The 22,673-nt window shown below is 44.1% G+C and carries 9 protein-coding genes; 5 read left to right on the forward strand and 4 right to left on the reverse strand.

From position 1 onward, the window contains the following. Nucleotides 1-60: 60 nt before the first annotated feature. Nucleotides 61-1,002, reverse strand: a complete 942-nt coding sequence (locus tag U0035_RS14980) for a rhamnogalacturonan acetylesterase (RefSeq protein ID WP_327138698.1) — start codon at nt 1,000-1,002, stop codon at nt 61-63. Between the two features lie 259 nt (nt 1,003-1,261). On the opposite strand from U0035_RS14980, the gene U0035_RS14985 reads away from it, so the two are divergent. The 5 genes from U0035_RS14985 (at nt 1,262) to U0035_RS15005 (ending at nt 17,917) form a co-directional block, all read left to right on the forward strand. Continuing rightward, a complete protein-coding gene (locus tag U0035_RS14985) occupies nt 1,262-4,501 on the forward strand; it encodes a SusC/RagA family TonB-linked outer membrane protein (RefSeq protein WP_114791925.1) in 3,240 nt (1,079 codons plus the stop codon). Between the two features lie 11 nt (nt 4,502-4,512). After that, the gene (locus tag U0035_RS14990) at nt 4,513-6,267 is read left to right on the forward strand and encodes a RagB/SusD family nutrient uptake outer membrane protein (protein ID WP_114791924.1); all 1,755 of its coding nucleotides are present in this window, start codon (nt 4,513-4,515) and stop codon (nt 6,265-6,267) included. 141 nt (nt 6,268-6,408) lie between these two features. Beyond that, nucleotides 6,409-6,831 carry a DUF2541 family protein gene (locus U0035_RS14995; RefSeq protein ID WP_114791923.1) on the forward strand — a complete coding sequence of 141 codons (423 nt, stop codon included), beginning with the start codon at nt 6,409-6,411 and terminating at the stop codon, nt 6,829-6,831. 125 nt (nt 6,832-6,956) lie between these two features. Further along, nucleotides 6,957-9,050, forward strand: coding sequence for a glycoside hydrolase family 97 protein (locus U0035_RS15000; protein ID WP_114791922.1), 2,094 nt, complete (start codon nt 6,957-6,959; stop codon nt 9,048-9,050). A 194-nt stretch (nt 9,051-9,244) separates the two neighbouring features. Next, nucleotides 9,245-17,917 (forward strand): glycoside hydrolase family 94 protein, encoded by an 8,673-nt coding sequence (locus U0035_RS15005; RefSeq protein ID WP_245957768.1) that lies wholly within the window; start codon nt 9,245-9,247, stop codon nt 17,915-17,917. A gap of 91 nt (nt 17,918-18,008) precedes the next feature. Here the strand turns inward: U0035_RS15005 and U0035_RS15010 are convergent, their stop codons facing one another. The 3 genes from U0035_RS15010 to U0035_RS15020 form a co-directional block, all read right to left on the reverse strand. Beyond that, nucleotides 18,009-20,444: a TonB-dependent receptor domain-containing protein gene (locus tag U0035_RS15010; protein WP_114791921.1), complete on the reverse strand. Its 2,436-nt coding sequence runs from the start codon at nt 20,442-20,444 to the stop codon at nt 18,009-18,011. A gap of 161 nt (nt 20,445-20,605) precedes the next feature. Beyond that, complete coding sequence (locus tag U0035_RS15015; protein WP_114791920.1) at nt 20,606-21,862, reverse strand: PepSY-associated TM helix domain-containing protein; 1,257 nt, start codon at nt 21,860-21,862, stop codon at nt 20,606-20,608. 129 nt (nt 21,863-21,991) lie between these two features. Continuing rightward, complete coding sequence (locus tag U0035_RS15020; RefSeq protein ID WP_114791919.1) at nt 21,992-22,498, reverse strand: hypothetical protein; 507 nt, start codon at nt 22,496-22,498, stop codon at nt 21,992-21,994. Between the last annotated feature and the right edge of the window lie 175 nt (nt 22,499-22,673).

Raw genomic sequence — 22,673 nt, forward strand, 5'->3', positions numbered from 1 at the left:
TATCATTTAAACAAATGAAGCTTGTATAAAAGTGTTGTTGAGGTATAGCCGGTTTACAAACTATTTCACCAGGTACTGGGCCAAAGGCGATTTCATTTCTCTTAAACCTTCGCCTGCCAACTTAGCGATGGCTGTAGCTCCGGCTTCAGATAAATGAGTATCATCCTTTTTGCCTTTAGGGAGTTTGGTGAATTTACCCGGCTCTATATAAACATACAATTGTTTAGATGCTTCCGGTCCTAATTGTTGAACGAGTCCGCGTGACTTAAGATTAAGATCTATCAGCGGTACTTTCATCTCTTTTGACAGCTTTCTAACCTCTTCTACATACGCTTCAAAGCTATTAGGAAGCAGTGTTCCGCTTTTATCAAATTTTCTCCGGGTTATAGAAGTAAACAGCACAGGGATGGCTTTTTTTTCCCTCGTTTCGGATATATAGTTGATCAGGTTTTGGCGGTAAGTACCGTGTGGATCCGTATGCCGCAGGCTATCATCTTTTTCGTCATTAGGTCCGAACATAATGAACACATAATCGCCGGGCATTACCTGGTCGATTGTTTTCTGCCAGTAGCCTTCCTCCCTGAAACTTTTAGAGCTTCTACCGCTCCTGGCCATATTTTTAATAATAACCTGGCCGTTAAAAAATTGAGGCATCATCTGCATCCATCCGCGTATCGGGTAATTGTCTCCGCCAAAGCCGTTCAGGTATCGCTGATCATAATCGCACATAGTGGAGTCGCCAATAGAATAAATAGTTACTTTCTTTGTTTTTGTAAAGCTGTACAAAAAAAACAGGCAACCCAGGGCAATAAACAATCTTTTCATATCAATGATTTTAAACGATTCATTCAAAGTTGATGTGTTGCTAATGTAGTTTTTTTTAAGCCAGAGACCATTGTAGCATCCGCAAATATCACCGGCATCGTTACCGATAACGATACCGGTAATTTTTACTGCAGGCTTTCGCCGAAGCGGGCTAAAAATATATATCTTGGTTTTCATTAACGAAAATGTTTGCCCAATTGCTTTTGTGAGAGATGGTGCAGAATGAGGCCCGGTATCAGTAAACGGCAGGTACTTTAATGAGATAGCTGATGCCGGAGACCATTTAAAATAGAGTAAGCGCGATGAAATGATCCTTGTTGAAATTTTCATTCTTAATGAAGCATCGAAAGGGTTTAAGAATATTTTCGATTGTGCTTTATCTACAGCGTGAAGATTTAGGGAAAGTATCTGACCGTAAAACAATAAAAATATACGGATGAAATTAATTGCAGTATTGCTGTTATCAGCTTTTAGTTTTTCTTTTTGTTTGGCGCAAAGTAACCGGCGTATCAGTGGCGAGGTAACAGACTCTGCAACCGGCGCGCCTCTTGCAGGGGTAAGCTTACTGATGAAAGGCAAGTCAGGAGGAACCATCACCAATGCCGAAGGGAGGTTTGTATTGCCGGTTTCCGCAGCAGATACGTTAATTACAATATTGGTGGAACATGTGGGATACCAGGCACAGGAGGTTACGGCTGGTAGCGGGAAGGCGCTGCATATTGTTCTTGCAGCAAGTGTGTCGCAGATGGAAGAAGTGGTAACGATTGGTTATGCAACCGTGAAGAAAAAAGATCTTACCGGTTCCGTGGTATCGCTTAGCAGTAAGCAGTTGAAAGATATCCCCGTCAATTCCCTGGCAGAAGCCCTTACCGGCCGGATGGCAGGTGTACAGGTAACTACCTCAGAAGGGGCGCCGGGTGCGGAGGTCCAGATAAAGATCCGGGGTAATGGTTCTGTTACACAGGATATAGCACCGCTTTATATAATTGATGGAGTACAGGTGGAAGGAGGGCTGGCCGGTCTTTCGCCACAGGATATAGAATCGGTAGATGTGTTGAAAGATGCGTCCGCTACTTCTATCTACGGAGCAAGAGGCGCTAATGGTGTGGTAATTATTACTACCAAAGGTGGCAAGGAAGCCAAGCCTGTTATCAGCTATAATGGTTTTGTGGGCTTAAAACAACTGGCGAATCGACTGGATGTGTTAAGCCCTTATGAATTTGTTATATCGCAATATGAGAGAAGCCGGGGCACTACAGAAGCGCAGACTTCCTTTGCACGTATATATGGAAACTGGGATAGTTTGAGTGTATACCGAGACATACCTGCCATCGACTGGCAAAAGGAAACCTTTGGTAATGATGCCTGGATGCAGACACATAACGTGGGTGTTGCTGGAGGCAATAAAACTACACAGTATAATTTAAGCCTTACCAGTAACAATGAAGATGGGGTAATGCTCAACTCGGGTTATGACAGGAAACTGATAAACTTTAGAATGGATACCAGAGTGAGCAATGCATTAAAAGTAGGATTTAATGTACGTTATGCCAACCAGGCCATTACCGGTGCCGGTACTTCAGATGGAGGCGCTTCTACTTACAATATGCTTCGTCATACCATTAAATACAGGCCTTTTACATTAAATATTTTATCACCCAACGACCTGGATGAGGCTTATTATGATGAAACCAATGCGGGCAACGCCTTGGGTATTATTAATCCTATCCAGCTTAGCAATGCCCAATACAGTAAAAAGATGAGCTCGCTCACCAACCTGAACGGTTATGCCAATTATACATTTAGTCCGAAGTTCTCATTCAGATCTACGGCCGGTGTCAACTTCAATAATCAAACCTATCATACTTTTTTCGACTACATCACATCCAAAGCGCGTACACAGGGAGCCAGTATGCCTATGGCGGGGGTATTAACCAACAATGTATACAACCTGTCCAGCTCCAACGTATTGACCTACACCAATTCAAGAAAAAGCGATCATCGTGTAGATGTATTATTGGGTAATGAGCTGTATAATGTAAAAGCTAAAAGCACGGATATACAACTAAAGAACTTTCCTATAGGCATTACTCCGGATAAGGCGCTGAATCAGTTAAACATTGGTACTGTCATTCCAACTTATCCGAAGTCGGGTAGCTATGAAAGCCGTATTGTATCGTTTTTTACAAGAGCCAACTATTCGTATAAAGATAAGTTCTTGGCGAACTTCAGTTTGCGGGCTGATGGTTCTTCTAAATTTGCGCCCGGCAATCAGTGGGGTTATTTTCCTGCCGGTGCGGTGTCCTGGCGTATCTCTAAAGAATCGTTTTTGGAGGACAGCAAAGTGATATCGGACCTGAAGATCAGGGCCAGCTACGGTGCTACAGGCAATAACCGGATAGATGATTACCTGTACATGAACATTTTCAGCCCTACGGCCAAGTATGCGCTTAACGAGCTGGTGGTGCCCGCTTATATGGTAGGAAGCCTGCCTAATAAAGACCTGAAATGGGAAACCACGATCTCGCGGAATATCGGGGTAGACGTATCGCTGTTGAAAAACAGGTTATCGCTTACCGCAGATGTTTACCTGAATACAGTAAATAATTTATTGATCGATGTGCCCATACCGCCTACTTCAGGCTATAGCACCCAGCTGCAAAATGTAGGAAGCCTGTCGAACCGGGGCCTTGAAATACAGCTAAGCGCTACCCCCGTTCAAAAAACAGATTTCACCTGGGTTACAGAATTTAATATTTCCTTCAACCGTAATAAAATTGAACGGCTAGCGAATGGCTTAGACCAGTATTTTGCTTATTCCGGATTTGGAATTTCCGGTCAGCCGGCGGACTATATCGTAAAAGCAGGGCAGCCATTGGGTACCATGTATGGCTATGTTTCTGATGGTTTTTACAGAACCGGTGATTTTAATTACGATGCGGCCACCAGTACCTATACATTGAAAGAAGGCGTGGTAGACGTAGCGCAGGCAATCGGGATAGCACAACCTGGCTGGATGAAACTAAAAGATCTGGATGGAAATAACATCATCGACGAGAATGATAAAACCATCATTGGTAATGCCAACCCTAAATTTTCAGGAGGCATTAATCAACGGTTTACTTACAAAAATTTTGACTTAAGTGTATTCCTGAATTTTGTTTATGGCAACCAGGTATATAATGCTAATAAAATTGAATTTACCAATGGGTATGGCTCTCATACCAACTCTCTTGCTTTTGTGAAAGATCGCTGGCGCACCGTTGACGACAATGGCAATATATTGCAGCAGGTGGCTACCATGTCGGGTAAGCAGGTAGTGACTGGCGTAGCGCCTGAGCAATTGGAAGCCATTAACAAAGATGCACAATATTGGATTCCCATCAGTGGCGCAGGCGCCTGGTATCCTACTTCATGGGCCATGGAAGACGGATCCTTCTTGAGAATCAATAATATTACGATGGGATATACATTACCCCGGAATATACTCAACAGGATCAAATTTATAAATGTGAGAGTATACGGCACGGTTAATAACCTGGCGGTGCTTACGGGTTATTCCGGCTATGATCCGGAAGTGAATACCAGGAGGGCCACCCCGGTTACACCGGGCGTTGATTACTCTGCCTATCCCCGGAGCCAGGTATATATTGTCGGATTAAATATTTCATTATAATAACACAGGCTATGATATATAAAAGATTTGGAATATCGATGCTGGTTGCTGTAACACTATTGTTTACTGCATGCGAAAAATACCTAACCCTGGAGCCGCAGTCTGCTTTTGGTGAAGATTATATGTTTAGCAGTACTATTAATGCAAGAAGCGCTGTACTGGGAGTGTATGATCAATTAGCGGGCGATCAGGGTTATGGTAGCCGTTTTAGCCTGATCTATCCCTATGATAATGATGAAATGATCGGGGTAACCAATGCATCAGCTCCCGATAACAGTTCCCGCGATATGGCGCGTTATAATGTGCAGCCGACCAATGCACAGCTACTGGCTCCGTTTAACCAGTTATATGTCGGGATAGAGCGTGCTAATATCTGCATCAGGAATATACCGGCTATGAGTTTGTATAAAGACGGAGCTGAAGCTGATAAAAAAGAACTGCGAAGATTGTATGGTGAAGCACTGACTTTAAGAGCCCAATTTTATTTTGAGCTGATCCGAAACTGGGGCGATGTTCCCGCTTCATTTATACCCTCTATTGATCAACCCAATCTTTTCCTGGAAAAAACCGATCGGGACGTGATTTATGACAGCCTGATTGCTGATTTGAAAAGGGCTGAAGAGCTGGTGCCCTGGCGTACAGAAGTCAGCTCAGATGAACGTATAACAAAAGGTGCCGTAAAAGCATTGCGAGCAAGACTGGCATTATTTAACGGGGGCTATTCACTTCGTAAGTCAGGCAGTATGGAGCGACGGACCGATTATACAGAATACTATAAGATCGCCCGTGATGAATGTTATGAAATAATGCAGAGAAGGGACCAGCATACGTTAAATCCCAGTTTTCAATCGGTGTTTAAGGACGCGCTGGATGCGTATAAAATAGACAAGTATGGTGAAGTGATTTTTGAAGTGGCTATGGCCAGGGAGGTGGACAGCAAGCTCGGGTATTACGATGGTCCGCGATTTTATGTGCCCGGAAATACGGCATTGTTAGGAAACGGCTCCATCCGCGTGATACCTGTGTACTTTTATTCCTTCGATTCGATAGACACGCGCCGCGATGTAACCTGTGCTCCCTATTATAATAATGCGGACAATTCTAAAACGCTTCAAACGCTGGTGAATATGACGAGCGGTAAATTCAGGTCAGACTGGATAACGCCTGCGTTAACCTCCGCGATCCAGGCCACGGGTATCAACTGGCCGGTTATCCGCTTCTCTGATGTCTTGCTGATGTTTGCAGAAGCCGATAATGAGTTAAACAACGGTCCTACAGCAGATGCAATAATGGCTTATGAAGAAGTACGGAAAAGAGGTTTTAAGGGTAATGAATCAAAAATAGGTACAACACCGGGGGATAAGGACAGCTTTTTTAAAGCCCTTGTGAACGAGCGTTCTTTTGAGCTGGGAGGAGAGGGTGTCCGCAAGTATGATTTGATCCGCTGGAACCTGCTTGCTGAAAAAATAACTTCGGTACGCAGCAATTATACCAAAATGATGGGGCGGCAGGCTCCTTATAATAACCTGCCACAGTACCTGTTCTTTTTGCCGGGAGCGCAACAATTAACGCTCGCCAATTCTTTGTATAAACCCTCGCCAACGGCTATAACAGGCTATACCCGTGTTAACTGGACGCGGGCAATTACTGAAGCCTGGATCACTAATGTGGCCCAGCTTTACAAGCCAAATCGCAGTGAACTGCTGCCCATACCACAGGCCGTGATTGATGCCAACCCGAAAATTACCCAGGATTATGGATATTGATAAACGGTAATAGATGTTATGAGTTAAACCGCCTTTCGGGGCGGTTATTTTTTTGCAAAACCTTAAGGACTTGAGCACAACGTTAATGAACAAAGCGCTGTCTAATAAACGTAAACCATTAAGAAAAATAAAACCGAGTATATGAGTAAGCAATTGAAATGGATGGCGCCGCTATTGGTAATTGTTACACTGCTGGTAAGCTGTGGCAGTCCTCAGTATGTGCAAAATGACCGGGATTATGGCCGGGGTCGTAATGATAGCTGGACCTTATTGGGTGAACGCCGTGCAGATTCCAGAGGCAACGGAGAAGATATTTACCCCAGGGGAAGATATAACAATTTTTCACAGTTGCGATTTACAACTACGGGTCGTGATATCAATTTATATGGCGCAACGATAGTATATGATAATGGCAGACGTGAATCGTATAAACTGAACGGAAACAACCGAACCGTTAGGCTAAGAAACCGGAACAGTAATATCCGCCAGATCCATTTGGACTACAATACATCCAGGTACGACAGGCGGTCCAATCAGGGTTCTATTTTAGTATACGGAAGATAATGTTGTCTCAATATCAAACGCCGCTAATGCCATTAGCGGTTTTTTTGCAGCTATATTCTAATGTGTTTTAAGTACACATTAAGTAAAAAAATCCTATTTTCGTTGCTACTTTTAAAAATGCACACATGAAAAAATGGATTGCTATTGCTTTAACGATGTTTACTGTTACAACAAATGCTCAAAAAATAGAGTCGCCTGATGGTGTGGTACAACTTACATTCGAAGTAAAGGACAGTATTCCGGTTTATAGCGTGAGTTATAAAAATCAGCCGGTGCTGTTGAAGAGCAAATTGGGATTGGAGGTCGATAACGGGCCTTCTTTTACTGAAGGATTTGGTATTAAGGATTTTAAAGTTAACCATGCAGACGAAGCCTGGCAGCCGGTTCTGGGTGAGGTGAAACAGATCAGGAATCATTATACTGAATTGATTGTTTACCTGGCACAACCGGCTTACCAACGGGAAATTGCTATACGCTTTCGCTTGTTCAACGATGGCCTGGGCCTGCGTTATGAATTCCCTGAACAGGCCAACCTGAACTACTTTGTAGTGAAGGAAGAAGCTACGGAGTTTGCACTTCCCGGAGACGCTAAAGCCTGGTGGATACCGGGCGATTACGATACGCAGGAATATAATTATACCACATCGAAACTATCGGAGGTGCCGAGGCTATTTGATAAGAGTTATGATGGCAATGCTTCGCAAACCATTGCACCGGGAACCCTGCAAACGCCACTGATGATGAAGACTGATAATGGCTTTTATCTTAACTTTCATGAAGCTGCATTGATTGATTATCCTGCTTTACACCTAAGCCTGGATGCAGATAGATTTGTATTAACCTCTCATTTAACACCCGATGGACAGGGAAAGAAGGGGTATATCCAAACCCCTTTTCATACACCCTGGAGAACCATTATCATTAGCAAAAAAGCAGAGGATATTTTAGCTTCGAGGTTAGTACTTAACCTGAACGAACCCACAAAATATGAAAATACAGACTGGATCAAACCGGTAAAGTATGTAGGTGTGTGGTGGGAGATGATCATGGGTAAATCTACCTGGAGCTATGCCAATATCAATAATGTGCACCTGGGCAAAACGGATTATTCCAAATTGCAAACCAATGGCACGCATGCGGCCAATACCAATTATGTAAAGAAGTACATTGACTTTGCAGCAAAACATGGTCTGGATGGTGTTTTGGTAGAGGGCTGGAACGAGGGATGGGAGGATTGGTTTGGCAAATCAAAAGAATATGTATTTGACTTTGTAACGCCTTACCCCGATTTTGATGTAAAAACATTAACCAATTATGCAAAGGCCAAAAATGTGCAGCTGATCATGCACCATGAAACCTCTTCTGCAGCAACCAATTACGAGCGGCATTTCGATACGGCTTTTGCTTTTATGGATAAATATGGGTATAAAGCCGTAAAAACCGGCTATGTAGGCAATATTATACCAAGAGGCGAACATCATTACAGCCAGTGGATGGTACAGCATTACCAACGTGTAATAGATAAGGCGTTACAGCATAAAGTAATGGTAAATTCCCATGAGTCGGTGCATCTTACCGGTTTACATCGAACTTATCCTAACTGGATCGCTGCAGAAGCGGCAAGAGGTACGGAATATGAAGCTTTCGGCGGTAATAACCCCGAACATACGACCATATTACCTTTCACCAGGTTGATAGGTGGTCCGATGGATTACACGCCAGGCATTTTTCAAACCCAACTGGATTATTATTTTCCCGGCGACAAACGTTTTGTGCAAACCACGTTAACCAAACAGCTGGCTTTATATGTGACCATGTATAGTCCGCTGCAAATGGCAGCAGATATAATTGATAATTATGAAAGATTTCCGGATGCCTTCCAGTTTATAAAAGATGTGGCGGTTGATTGGGACGATACGAAAATATTAAGCGCAGAGCCGGGCGATCATGTATTAATCGCACGGAAGGCCAAAGGCAAAGATGAATGGTTTGTAGGTGGTATTACAGACGAACAGGCAAGAACTTTGAACATCGATTTTAGCTTTCTGCCAGCCGGCGGAAATTATGAAGCAACTATTTATGAAGATGGTAAAAATGCTGACTATATAACCAATCCGCAAAGCTATCATATTTATAAAAAGAAGGTAACCAGCAAAACAAAGCTGGTCGCCAGGCTTGGCCGCAGTGGTGGTGTTGCCATCAGCATTCGAAAAATCTAACTCAGTACAAAAATTAGTTAATCCGCAAGCCGCCTCCATTTGGGGCGGCTATTTTATTGATTAATAGCAGGGTTACTTAATCTCGGCTTGAAAATTGTAATTGTGTAAACCGTAAAAATATGCAGTGGAATTGCTGGTTGTGTAAAAAATTCCACAGTATCAACTATTAAGAACTTTTTTAAAATAATAGCCGGATGAAAATTACAAGGCCCGTTGATGATTTTGTGACGAGGATGAGGGAGTATTTTACCTCCGAAGGAACCTATCCTTTTAAAAATGAAGACCCTTTTCGGTTAGACCTTTTGAGCAACGCGCAAATGGAATCCCACGGTATTCGGGTAGCTGCGCAACACGAAGTGCTAACGACCAGGCAGCCCGACAAAGTATTAAAGCGCCTGAATGATAACGAAGACGTGATCGTGAAAGTGCAGGAAATGCTTGCCGAAACCATAAAAGAAAAGCAGGCCATTGCACCTGCAAGTGAATGGTTTTTGGATAACCTTTATCTTATTAAGGAACAGATCAATATTTCACGGAAACACCTGCCGAAAGGTTATAGTCAGACGCTGCCGATTCTGGCCAAAGGAAAATCGGCCGGTATGCCCCGGGTGTATGATATCGCGCTTGAAATCATTTCTCATAGTGATGGACGTATTGACGTCGCTAACCTCACCGCCTTTATCAATGGCTATCAAACTAAAAATGTGCTCACCCTCGGTGAGCTATGGGCGATTCCTATTATGCTGCGGTTTGCTATTATAGAAAATATAAGGCGTATAGCTTCAAGAATTGCCATCGACCGCCTGGATAAGAACGATGCTATTTACTGGTCGGAAGAATTTATAAAAATTGCACAGACTGAGCCGCGCAGTATTATCATCGCTACTGCTGAAATGGCCAAGAGCGATGTGTCGTTGAACAGCGCTTTTGTGGCGGAATTCACGAGGAGGATGCAGGGGAAAGGCCAGGGATTGGCCATACCCCTATCCTGGATCGAGCAGCAACTTTCAGACACCGGTCATTCTGTAGCCGAACTGGTGAACATACACAACCAGAGCCAGGCGGCAGACCAGGTGTCAATGCGAAATAGTATAGAGAGTATCAGGCTTTTGAAAACAACCGAATGGAAAGAGTTTGTAGAAAGTGTAAGTGTGGTGGAGCAGGAACTGCAAAAAGATATTACAGGTACTTATCCGCTGATGGATTTTGAAACCCGGGATCGTTACCGGCACGTAGTGGAATGGATCGGTAAAAAATCAAAAGCACCCGAGCATGAAGTGGCTGCTTTGGCTATCGGTCTGGCCACGAAAAGAAAAGAAACAGGAGCTCCTGAACGGCAACATCATGTGGGTTACTTTTTAGTAGATAAAGGACGGGATGAGCTGCTAAAGAAAGCCCGCACGCAATTAGACTTTAAGGATCAGCTAAAATATTTTTTAAGAAAGAACCGGCTGTCCATCTATGCGGGTTCAACCTTCCTGTTTGCATTTGTCCTGAGTGTTTTATTGGCGCGAAATGTTTACTATGAAACAAGGTTGATCTGGACAAGTATCGTGACAGGCGTTTTGCTATTTGTGATATTGGGTCATTTCGCTACAGTGGTGATCAACTGGTTATCTACCATGATGGTAAAGCCCAGGCCATTGCCCAAGCTGGACTTTTCCGGCAGGATTCCCGATGTATATAGTTCTGTAGTAGCAGTGCCCTGCCTGATCGGCAGTAAGGCGGGTATCGACGAATTGGTAAGCGACCTGGAGGTAAGGTACCTTTCCAATCCTCAAAAAAACTTATATTATTGCCTGTTGACCGACTTTGCGGATGCGCCGCAGGAAAAAATGCCCCTGGATGATGAGTTGCTGGCTCATGTAAAAGAAGAGATTCACCTGCTGAATAAAAAATATGCCGGGGAAAATGAGACCGACCGCTTCTTCCTGATGCACCGTTCGCGTAAATGGAATAAGAAAGAAAAGGTTTGGATGAGCTATGAGCGTAAAAGAGGAAAGCTTGGTGAATTAAACAGCCTGCTCCGGAATACAGGTCATGATGATTTTTCGGTAATTGTGGGGGACGTAGCAGCATTGGCCAATGTAAAGTATGTGATCACTTTGGACGCTGATACTTTACTGCCTCGGGAGTCGGCCTGGAAAATGATCGCCACTATGGCTCACCCGCTCAACCAGCCTGTGATCAATCAGAAGAAGAGAAGGGTAGTGGAAGGCTATGGTATTTTACAACCCAGGACAGCCATTAACCTGCCCGCCAAAACCAGCTCGGTTTATGCACGAATGCATAGTAATGACTCAGGTCTTGATCCTTATACGCAATTGGTATCAGATGTATACCAGGATCTTTTTGAAGAAGGTTCTTTTATAGGTAAGGGTATTTACGATATAGATGTGTTTGAGCAGGTATTAGGAAAAGCGTTTCCCGAAAATCGTATCCTGAGCCATGACCTTTTAGAAGGGTCTTATGTTCGTTCGGGTTTGTTAACAGATGTACAGTTATTTGAAGACTATCCCGAAACCTACTGGACGGATGTAAGTCGCAGGCACCGATGGATCAGGGGGGACTGGCAAATAGCTACCTGGGGTTTGCCCTTCGCGCCCGATGAAAAGAACAAGCTGAAGCGGAACTATATTTCTTCTTTATCTAAATGGAAAATATGGGATAATATTAAACGAAGTTTGCTTACGCCTGCCATGCTGGCTTTATTAGTACTGATCTGGCTGCTATTCCCTAACCCAACGATTTGGATAATGGGTTTTATAGTGTTTTGGTTTTTTATGCCCGTAGTTACGGGAGCTATACAGCTTTTCAGAAAACCTGATGACCTGGATGCCCGGTCGCATATAACGGAAGTAGGAGACGCCTTTAAAAAGAGTGTAGCGCAAGTGTTGTACAATATAGTAGTGTTACCATTTGAAGCTTATAAAAATGCAGATGCGATTTTTTTAGCCAATTGGCGTTTATTGTTTTCCAGGAAGAGATTATTACAATGGACTCCTTATGCTGCTCAAAAGGCAGGTGGTAAAAAAACAATTGCTGATGCATACAGCTATATGTGGCAGGCTATTTTGCTGGTAATAGTCATTACTGCATTGGTAGTGATCTTTCAACCTTCTTCAGTTTATATTGCAGCCCCTTTTTTACTGGCCTGGCTTTTTTCGCCGGTTGTAGCCTGGAGTGTGAGCCGCCAGAGAACCCGGGAAGATTTTGCACTATCTGATTCTGAAGCTGGTTTTCTGCAGGTGATCAGCCGTAAAACATGGGCCTTTTTTGAAGACTTTGTAGTTGCAGAAGACAACTACCTGCCACCCGATAATTACCAGGAAAAGCCAATCGAGGTAACAGCGCATCGAACCTCTCCTACTAATATAGGCCTGTCCACTCTGGTTAATGTATCAGCTTACGACTTCGGATATATTTCCTTATGCAGGCTGGTAGAGCGGACGCAGCAAACCTTTAGTGCGCTAAGCGATATGGAACGCTATAAAGGTCACTTTTATAACTGGTATGATACGACCAACCTACAGCCGCTTTATCCGCGTTATATATCGGCAGTGGACAGCGGTAACTTTGTGGCGAACATGATTGTATTGCGGCAGGCTTTGCTGGAGCTGCCTCATCATAAAATACTCAATCAAAAATTTTATGAGGGACTACATCATACCTGGAAAGCTGCTATACATGCGGCTCCGGAGTCTGCCACTATTTTTAAAGAAGGAGATGCTTACCTGGATCGCCTGTCCCAATCGCCTGTGGAAACGATTCATATCCAGAAAACCTATTTCGATAAATTATTACAGCAGGCTGGGTTGGTAAAAGCTGCGGCAGTTGTAGCATCTAATAAAGAAGTGCAAAGCTGGCTATTGAAGTTTGAAGCACAGGTCAGCGATGCCCAATTCTCGTTATCACTTTTAACGCCATGGGCAGATTTGCTACCGGTTCCTGCTGGGCTTGAAGCATTGAGCGTTTTAGATAATATTCCTTCCTTAACAGAGATAAGGAATCTGGAGCATACCATATTACCATTGATCAGCCAATTACGGGAAGAGCGAACTGAGTATAAGGAATGGCTTCAGCAGCTGGAAGAAGCCATTCAATCGGCATATAGCCATGCACTGGAAAAGCTAAGCAAAATTGAGAAGCTGGTGAATGAGTGTGCGGGTTTTGCAGCGGTAGAGTACGACTTCTTATATGATAAAGATAAGCACCTGTTTCATATTGGTTATAATGTAAGTGAAGATGTAAAAGATAAGAGTTATTATGATATACTGGCTTCGGAAGCCCGGTTAGGTATTTTCACAGCCATTGCACAGGGCAAAGTGCCACAGGATAGCTGGTTTGTATTGGGCCGCCTGATTACGAATGACGGTGCAGCCCCGGTATTGCTATCCTGGAGCGGATCAATGTTTGAATACCTGATGCCCGAGTTAGTAATGCCTTCTTATGAAAATACTTTACTCGAACGCACTACCAGGGGTATCATACAAAACCAAATAGATTACGGACGTAAAAAAGATATTCCCTGGGGCATATCGGAGTCTGGCTTTAACCTGGTGGATGCTCATTTAAATTACCAGTACCAGGCTTTTGGTGTTCCGGGCACCGGCCTGAAACGCGGACTGGGGCAGGACCTGGTAATTGCTCCCTATGCCACCCTGTTGGCGCTGATGGTAGAACCGCAGCTAGCTTTGAAAAACCTGTTGGTGTTGTCAAAGAACGGGTTTGAAGGACGATACGGGTTTTATGAAGCGGTGGATTATACGCCTTCCCGTATGCCGCGTGGCAAAACGAATGTTATTATACGCTCCTTTATGGCTCACCACCAGGGTATGGGCTTTTTATCTATTGCACGTTTGCTGCTGGGAGAGAAAATGCAGCAGAGGTTCGAGCGCGATCCGCAGTTTCAATCTGCCTTATTGCTACTAAAGGAAAAAGCGCCTAAGGCTACCAATTATTATACACAGGATGATAGCGCTACCAGTAAGACGGTGGCCAGCCACGAAGCACATATACGGGTGATCAGAACGCCCAACACAACAGTTCCCGAAGTGCAGCTATTATCGAACGGGCGTTACCATATGGCGATCAGCAACTCTGGCGGAAGTTATAGCCGCTGGAAGAATCTGGCTGTGTCGCGCTGGCGTGAAGATGTAACAGAAGATAACTGGGGTACTTTCTGCTATATCAAAGAGGTGTCCAGCCAGGAGCTCTGGTCCAATACTTATCAGCCTACCCGCAAAAAGCTGGATGTAGACGAAACCATTTTCTCGCAGGGGCATGTGGAGTTCAGGCGTGTGAATAAAGACTTCGAGACAAAGACTGATATTGTTGTGTCTCCGGAAGATGATGTTTCCATCAGGCGTATTAAGATAACTAATAAAAGCAATGGTGTTAAAACGCTTGAAGTGACTGGGTATACCGAAATTGTGATAGCGCCCCAGGCAGCAGATGAGGCGCATCCGGCTTTTAGTAATTTGTTCGTTCAAACAAAAATAAGTGAGGATAGTAAAGCTATTCTTTGTACCAGGCGGGCAAGGTCTAAAAATGAGCAGCCGCCATGGATGTTTTTTATGATGAACGTAACCGGCGTTGAGCAGGAGGAAATTTCTTTTGAGAGTGACCGGATGCGTTTTATTGGGCGAACCCGCTCATTGGCTTCACCGCTATCGGTGGCTAATAATGGACCGATGTCGGGTACTGACGGGTCTGTATTGGATCCTGTGGCTGCAATAAAATATAAGATCACGCTAAAACCCAGGCAAACAGCTACGTTCGAAATTGTTATTGGTATCACAGAAACACAGGATACCTGCCAGCACCTGATCGGTAAGTACGATGACGTGTATCTGAAAAACCGTGCTTTTGAATTATCATGGACACATAGCCAGGTATTGCTAAGGCAGATCAATGCCAGTGAGGCAGAAGCACAGCTATTTAACTCTATGGCCGGGCATATACTGTATGCCAATGGTACCCATCGCGCCGAAGCCAATATTATAGCTGGCAATAAAAAGGGACAGTCGGGCCTTTGGGGTTACTCTATCTCCGGCGATCTTCCCATCGTGTTGGTAAGGGTACAGGATAGCGATAATACGGCATTGGTAAGACAGCTGATCAAAGCGCATTCTTACTGGCGGATGAAAGGATTAGCTGTTGACCTTATTATATGGAATGATGATTTCGGTACCTACCGCCAGTTGTTGCACGACCAGATCATGGGCTTTGTAACGGCCATGGGGGGCGCTACGGTAGATCAGCCGGGCGGTATCTTTATCCGCCAGGGTGACCAGCTCTCCACGGAAGACAGGATCTTATTTCAAACCGTAGCCCGCCTGATTTTTTATGATAATGCAGGTAGCCTGCAGGAGCAGATGACCCGGCAAAAACAAGCGAAAGCGCTTCCTCCTGCATTGAAGGTTACGGGGCACAACCTGTTCGAATCGGATGAGCAGCTAAGCCTGCCCGATAACCTGGTGTTTAATAACGGCACAGGAGGCTTTACTGCAGATGGTAAAGAGTATTTCATCTTAACTAAACCGGGCCAGACTTCTCCGGCGCCCTGGGTAAATATTATAGCTAACCCGGAGTTTGGTACCATGATATCGGAGAGCGGATCAGGCTACACCTGGGCAGAAAATGCACATTCCTACCGGCTTTCACCCTGGAAGAATGATCCGGTTTCTGATAAAACAGGAGAAGCTTTTTATATCAGGGATGATATCAGCGGCAAGTACTGGTCGCCTTCTCCGCTGCCTGCAACAAGCGGTAAACCTTACATAACCCGCAATGGTTTTGGTTATACGGTTTACGAACATATTGCCTTTGGTGTTAAATCCGAGATGTGGGTTTTTGTGGATGTGGAAGATGCGGTGAAGTTTACCGTTATAAGAGTAAAAAATATATCAGCCAAGCCCAGAAAGCTCTCCGTTACAGGTTACGTGGAATGGGTGTTGGGAGACACCGCCACCAGCACCCGCATGCACGTGGTTACGGAGAAGGACCTGGAAACAGGGGTGCTTTTTGCACGTAATCATTACAACAGCACATTTGCTGAAAGAATTTCTTTTTTTGATGCAGATGGCACCAGCAGGTCTTATACCTGTGACCGGACAGAGTTTATTGGCAGAAACGGATCGCTGGCTAATCCGGAAGGTTTGTTCAGGGAGAAGTTGTCTAACAGGTATGGCTCAGCTTTAGATCCCTGCACGGCCATTCAAATAGGCGTAGAGCTATTACCGGATGAAGAAAAAGAGGTGGTGTTCAGGTTGGGTAGCGGCAAATCGGAACATGATACAAGGATACTGGCTACAAAATATAAAAATACAGATACGGTTCATGAGGCACAATCCAAGATACATGATGCCTGGAACCAGGTATTAGGCAACGTGTATATTAAAACGCCAGATGATGCATTTAATGTGATCACTAATGGTTGGCTGGTTTATCAAACACTCGCCTGTCGAATCTGGGGCCGAAGCGGATTCTATCAGTCTGGTGGCGCTTTTGGGTTCAGAGACCAGTTACAGGATACTTTAGCATTGATGCACACCCGCCCGGATGTTACAAGAGGACAAATATTACTGGCTGCATCCCGGCAATTTAAGGAAGGGGATGTGCAGCATTGGTGGCATCCGCCAACCGGGCGTGGTGTACGCACTACCTGCTCTGATGATTACCTGTGGCTGCCTTATGTAACCGCCCGCTATATTGAAGCAACTAACGATAAAGAGGTGTTAGACGAATATGTGTCTTACATAGAGGGCCGCCCCCTACGCCCGGATGAAGAAAGTTATTATGATCTGCCCGTGTTCTTGAACGAATGGGAAACGGTGTACAATCACTGTAAAAGAGCGATCGATTTTGGATTGAAGTTCGGTGAGCATGGCTTGCCCCTGATCGGCTCGGGGGACTGGAATGACGGAATGGATAAAGTAGGCGAACATGGTAAAGGAGAGAGTGTATGGCTGGGCTTTTTCCTATATGATGTGCTGATGAAGTTTTCGGTAATCGCCAGTGATTACGGTGATCAGGAGTTTCATATCAAATGTATCAGCCAGGCTGAAAAATTGAAAGATAATATCAACCGCAATGCATGGGATGGCGAATGGTATCGTCGTGCTTACTTTGATGATGGCACACCTTTAGGGTCATCTCAAAACGAGGAATGCCGTATCGATTCCATTTCACAAAGCTGGTCGGTGATATCGGGTGCGGGTGAGCCTGAAAGAATAGAGCAGGCAATGGCATCCTTAAACGAGCACCTGGTAGATCGTGAGAACGGTATCATCAAATTGTTAACACCGGCCTTTGATAAGTCTGATCTGTACCCGGGATATATTAAAGGCTATGTACCGGGTGTCAGAGAGAATGGCGGACAGTATACGCATGCTGCTATCTGGACGATGATGGCTTTTGCGATCAAGAAAGACAGGGAGCGGGTTTGGGAGCTTTTCTCCATGGTCAACCCGGTTAACCATGCGATGAATAATGCAGAATCTCAAAAATATAAGGTAGAGCCTTATGTTATGGCGGCGGATGTTTATGGAGTAGCTCCGCATGAAGGCCGGGGCGGCTGGACCTGGTATACCGGTTCCGCAGGCTGGACTTACCAGTTGGCACTGGAACATATACTGGGATTGAAGAAAAAAGGCAATGAGCTTTATATTGACCCCTGTGTACCCGATAGCTGGCCTGAGTTTGAAGTAAATTACAATTACGGCGCTACGCTTTATAAGATCAAGGTAGTAAATGAACTTAAAAACGGCAGCATCCGGATAACCATCAATGGAAACGGGACCGGCGATTCATTTATATTGCTGAGTGATGAAGGTGGTGAACATGAGGTACTGGTAACTATCTGATAAGCTGTCCTGGTTTTCTCCTGGATTAAAAAAACAAAAGAGGCGATGATCCGCCTCTTTTTCTTAGTTATGATTGGTAGTAAAACACTTTTTAGAACCTGTAAGTAATACCTATTCGCATATTTCTGCGGGCTTCAACGATATATGAGTAATAGGGCACTGCTCCTTTGGAAGCTGCCAATGCAGCAGTGGGAGTAGTCATGGAACCTGCGGTCATCAATCGCTGATTATTTAACAGGTTGTTTACCAGCATAGAAATAGCATAGCGCCCCTTTTGATAACTGATACCCCCATCTGCCCTGAAGTAGTCGGGGAAATTGGTGGCTTTTGAATTGCCTACTACACGGCCGGTTTGAGACTGGATGCCGCCTGATAGACCAAAGCCTTCTAAGAAGCCTTGCTGCACCCTGTACTGTAACCAAAGATTAGTAACATTGTAAGGAACATAAGCAGTTCTGTTGCCAACGGTTGCAGCCGAGCTGGCGGTAGTGGATGCCTTGGTTATCCTTGAATCGGTGTAAGCATAATTGGCCGTAAGATTCAAGCCTGGTAAGATTTCCCCCACAATATCTACTTCAATACCTTTCGAAGTAGTTTCACCTGCCTGTATATTGAATGTCTGGTTACCTACTACATGCGAGGCATCCGGGTCAGGTACAAGGGCATTTTTTCTTTTAATATTATAAACGGATATGGTTGACATCCATCGGCCGGCAAACCATTCTTTTTTGATTCCACCCTCAATATCATTACCACGTACGGGTTTAAAGGTGTTGCCAAAGAAATCAGTCCCGGCAACAGGTACAAAAGTTTGATCAAACAATGCATAAACTGAAGTAGATTTATTGATGGAATAGCTCAAACCTACTCTAGGCGAAAAAACTTCATCCTTTTGATCTGCAGCACCTGTTTTCCCAACCGTTGTCATATCAGTAAATCTTAATCCTAATGAAAGACGTACCTTTTCTTTAAAGAATGACATCTCATCATGTACGAATGCCGATGAATATGTGGTTACGGTCATATAGTTGCCCGCTGCAGCTCTTGTGTAAATACTTTTAGACCGATCCACTACCGGGATCTGGCTGGCTGGTAAACCATATCTTGGATTGTATACATTAAACAAAATGCTGTCTGCAAAATATAAATCTGATTTAAGCGTTGGAAAGTCGCCCCAGAATTTTTTATTTCCGAAATCAGCACCCATCAAAATAGTATGTTTAACCGGGCCGGTATGTTCTACACCAGAGAAGGAGAATTGCCCGAACCGGTTTTCACCTGCCTCGTCAGACATACTGTAGTAGCGACTCATTCCTCCGTCAGCTGTTAAATAGTTTGCCCAGGTACTGGTCGCTTTCATTCTAAAATTGAAGTAAGCAATTTGTGCGTGTGCTTCCCAACGGTCATTGATCTTATGATCGAAATAAACATAAGCGCTGTGATCTCGGAGCTTGCCAGGCTCCATCGAGGGATCGCCATAAAAGAAATTGTTTCTGATATCCGGATCTGCATATTTTTTGGGAGAGAATGTATAGTTGCCGTTCGATAGGTATTTAGATCCCTGGAAGTTATATTCTAATGTGACTGATGTGTTGTCATTAATAAGATACTTCAAAGAGGGCGCAACCACTATACGGTTGCTGTAGTTATACTTCGTGAAAAAGTCTTTTTGCTGAGCTGATGCTGCAACTCTATACAATAATTTGCCATCTTTACTAAGTTTGCCATCGAAGTCTAAGCCGCCCCTGTAAGTGCTATAACTACCCATGGAAAAATTAACCAGGCCTTTGGTTTGTCCGGTTGGCTTTTTCGTTACGACATTATAAAAACCTCCCGGTTCTCCACTGGCTAACATAAAACTTCCCGGCCCTTTTACAAATTCAATCCGGTCAATCATAATAGCATCTTCAGCTGTTGGTCCCCATGATGCTTCGATGTTCATGCCATTTCTGAAAGAAGGAAGTTTAGAGCCCCGCATTCTTATATTGGCATATTGATTATCCCAATGCCCTTGGCGAATTACCCCACTAGCATTACGGGTAATGCCGTCTACAATATCAAATACCTGTTGATCAATCAAAGCATCTGATGTAACCACTTGTATATTTTGTGGAAGGTTCAGGATCGGAGTTTTCAACCTCATAGAGCCGCTTAACTCATCTACCTTGTAGCGGTTACGCGCACTTTTAATAATAATTTCTTCCAGCTCCTGTAAGCTGCTATTGATCGTAATAGATACATCCGTTGTTTCGTTATTGCCTACTTCCACTATTTGCTCTACTGGTTCGCTACCAACAAAAGATACCACAATGGTGTAAGTACCTACCTCTAGTTTTCGGAAATAAAATACTCCGTTTTTGTCGGTAACGGTAGCGCGATCGGTATTCTTTACCTGAACCGTAGCATTAGCTACCGGCTTATTGTCTGAACTGCGAACAGTGCCCTTAATAACAGAAAGAGGCTCATTGACTGCTGATGCTTTTACAACGCATGCCAGCAGCAAAAAGAGGGATAGTACATACTTCATAATAAAATCACAATTTGCGCGCGAAATTAGAAGGAGATCAGCGTTTGTTATTTACGATATGCGGAAATAGATTACTGTAAGCAGGAAAAATAAGTGAGTGTATTAATGACAAAGGGTCGATAATACATATCAACCCTTCTGTTACAATATATTATGTGAGTTTATAAAGTTGCCGGTTCTGACGTAGCCACTTTAATACTTTTTACCTGCGATTGGGCGGCTTTCTGCGCCATAGGTTTCTTCTTCTTTTTACGCTTCCCCCACCATACCAGGAAACCGGTTATGGGGAGGCTGGCTCCTATAAGAGCGCCGAAGAACGCCAGTATTTTTCCGGGTAAGCCTAATATCGATCCCACATGCAGGTCGTAGTTCATTCTTCGCAGTTTAGCAGCCCCTGAAACCTCATCATAATTTTTATCATATACTGGGTTGTTACCTGCAATTGGCTGGCCGGTATACTGGTCGAATACAAAACTGTAACGGTTGTAGTATTTACCCGCGGTAGGATATACACTGATATTGATAGCGCTTTTGGGTTTGGCAGTATCAGCAAAATTGTAATAGAAGCCTTCTGCTTCAGGATGCGCCGCCGCTACTTCATTCCAGGTTTTATCCATTATAGCAGCGGGCGTATAAAATTTACCGGCTTGCAGGGAGTCAGAACCGGCAGCTTTAAATTCGGGCAATTGGGCGCCTCCAGAAGTTACCCAATACAAGCCGTTGCTGTACCACTTAATACCATACACCATGCCTGTAAGTGCCATGATTGCCAGCACAATCAATGAATAAAACCCTAATACATTATGCAGGTCATAATTCACTCTTTTAAAAGAAGCTTTAGTTTTGATGGTAAAAGCCTGCTGCTTAGCGGCTTTGGTCCAGCGGCGGGGCCACCAAAGCACCATGCCGCTGATTAGTATGATTACAAATATCAGGGTACTGTAATTAACGATGGGCCGGCCTATTTCGTAAGGCAGCCATAAAAAGCGGTGACCATTCAATATAAACCGGAAGAAATCGGTTTCGCCCTCTTTATGTTCTTTGCTGCTGATGACCTGACCTGTATAGGGGTTGATTCTTAAAACGGTATTTCCTTTTCGGCCCTCACCCAAAGAAAGGTAAATAGCATTGCCCTGCTTATAGGTGGCATAACCGGTTTTCTTACCCGGGTATAAAGAGTCTGCGATTGCCATCAGGCGCGAAGGCGGTATAACTTTTTGGTTGCGATACGCCACTTTTGTTTCGGGTTCCAGCAAACCGGTAATTTCTTCATTAAATACCCAAATACAGGCACATAGGCAAACCACCACCATAATGGCGCCTGTTATTAATCCGAGCCAAAGATGTAACCAGGCCGCAATGCTATAAAATAAACTGCGTTGTTTCTTCTTTTTTGGAGCTTTGCCGTTTGTAATCATCACTGGTTATTAAATATGGAACGGCGAAATTATACGCATGAACGGGTGAGCCATTTACGAAAAACGGAAAATCTTCCACAAAAAAAAGCGGTCGAAGCCGCTTATATACTCATTTATCTGGTAACCAGGTTATTGATTGATCGTAAACCCGTTGTCTGCCGCAAACTTTGCCTGAGCCGATTGCAGGTTGGCCATTACCCCAGCCTGGCCATTAATGATATGGGTCATTTCATCAGCGCCTTTCATTCTTTCTTCCTCTGTTTTAGCCTCGCCTATTTTTTTGTAAGCCGTATAAATACTTTTGATATACTCGAAGTAACGGGTAGCCACTATTTTAAAATCCGCGCCACCTTTTCCAACAGGGTCTATTTTTTTTAATGCATTAATCCTTAGATCCACGCTATCTTCCATAGCCCTGGCTGCCTGGGCAATACCCGCAAAATCTTTTTTATCGCCTCTTGCTTTGATGGCGGCCTCGGTTGTTAACAGCGGCTCTGACATGGTTTCTTCCAATTCTGCAACCTTCTCATAATACTGGCTGGCGGTGGCCGGCGCTTCTCCGGTTTCAGTAGTTTTAGATTTGCAGGCAGTGAAAGCAAATGCAGCAATGGCCGCAATTATAAATAATTGTTTCATTTTTTATTTTTTAAGACAATAAGAATTTCAAAAAGTATGCCCGAAAGATAAGGATATTCAGAATCAATCAGGTATAACGGTGAGCTTATTTAGGTGGCAGGATAAACGCGTGTATGGGATAAGTATTCCAACCGGTTATATACCTGTTACTTTTTGGTGATAGCAGAATAATTCT

This window comes from Niabella yanshanensis, from assembly GCF_034424215.1.
In the GTDB taxonomy this organism is placed as follows: domain Bacteria; phylum Bacteroidota; class Bacteroidia; order Chitinophagales; family Chitinophagaceae; genus Niabella; species Niabella yanshanensis.

Coding starts and splice junctions, on each gene's coding strand:
- U0035_RS14980 (WP_327138698.1), bottom strand. CDS start 1,002: ATGAAAACCAAGATATATATTTTTAGCCCGCTTCGGCGAAAGCCTGCA.
- U0035_RS14985 (WP_114791925.1), top strand. CDS start 1,262: ATGAAATTAATTGCAGTATTGCTGTTATCAGCTTTTAGTTTTTCTTTT.
- U0035_RS14990 (WP_114791924.1), top strand. CDS start 4,513: ATGATATATAAAAGATTTGGAATATCGATGCTGGTTGCTGTAACACTA.
- U0035_RS14995 (WP_114791923.1), top strand. CDS start 6,409: ATGAGTAAGCAATTGAAATGGATGGCGCCGCTATTGGTAATTGTTACA.
- U0035_RS15000 (WP_114791922.1), top strand. CDS start 6,957: ATGAAAAAATGGATTGCTATTGCTTTAACGATGTTTACTGTTACAACA.
- U0035_RS15005 (WP_245957768.1), top strand. CDS start 9,245: ATGAAAATTACAAGGCCCGTTGATGATTTTGTGACGAGGATGAGGGAG.
- U0035_RS15010 (WP_114791921.1), bottom strand. CDS start 20,444: ATGAAGTATGTACTATCCCTCTTTTTGCTGCTGGCATGCGTTGTAAAA.
- U0035_RS15015 (WP_114791920.1), bottom strand. CDS start 21,862: ATGATTACAAACGGCAAAGCTCCAAAAAAGAAGAAACAACGCAGTTTA.
- U0035_RS15020 (WP_114791919.1), bottom strand. CDS start 22,498: ATGAAACAATTATTTATAATTGCGGCCATTGCTGCATTTGCTTTCACT.